Annotated in this window: 1 protein-coding gene; it reads left to right on the top strand. The window is 60.6% G+C overall.

Translation table 11 applies throughout. The features are described 5' to 3' along the window. The coding region (locus ACFSUS_RS29065) for a hypothetical protein (RefSeq protein ID WP_381528812.1) at positions 1-824 on the top strand (824 nt) is incomplete at both ends.

Raw genomic sequence — 824 nt, 5'->3', positions numbered from 1 at the left:
CACCACCACCGGTAGTGTGAGTGTGGCCCAGGGCACCACCCCGGGAGCCTACACCCTAACTTACTCCTTGTGCAGCACCTTAGGCACCACCACCTGTACCACTGGCTTGGTCAGCGTCACGGTCACCTCTAGTGTGACAGCCAACCCCGATGCCGGTATAGTCGGGGCCGGTACGGGGGGCACCGCTGTGACCAATGTGCGCACCAATGACCTGGTCAACGGTCAACCCGCCACCTCGGCTAATTCTAGCTTAAGTCTGGTTAGCACTGGCTCACCGGGCATCACTCTTAACACCAGTACAGGCAGCGTGAGCGTAGCTCAGGGCACTGCTCCAGGCAGCTATACTTTGGCTTATGGCCTGTGCAGCACCCTGGGAACCACGACCTGCACTACTGGCCTGGTCAGCGTCACGGTCACTGCGGCCAGCACTGCTGCTCCGGATGCGGGTACAGCTCCGGCTAGCGGAGGAGTGGCTATCCCTAACGTAGTGGCTAACGATGTGGTCAATGGGCAGCCCGCCACCCTGGGTGGAGCTGGCAATGCCACCCTGGCAACCGTGGGCACCTACCCCACTGGTATCACTCTAGACCCTACAACCGGCAGCATCAGTGTCGCGGTGGGTACCACTCCTGGCTCCTATACCCTAGCTTATCAGCTTTGCGACAAGCTAACACCCGTCACTTGTACTACAGGTCTGGTCAGTATCACCGTCACCCCAACAATAACCGCTGCTCCTGATGCGGGTACGGCCAGTGCCGGTACAGGCGGCACACCTGTGGCCAATGTGCGGGCCAATGACCTGGTCAACGGTCAACCCGCCACCT

Source organism: Spirosoma soli (assembly GCF_042684525.1).
GTDB classification, from domain to species: Bacteria; Bacteroidota; Bacteroidia; order Cytophagales; family Spirosomataceae; genus Spirosoma; species Spirosoma soli.
The sequence above is the reverse complement of the archived record's forward strand: the minus strand, read 5'-3'. Positions and strand labels throughout refer to the sequence as shown.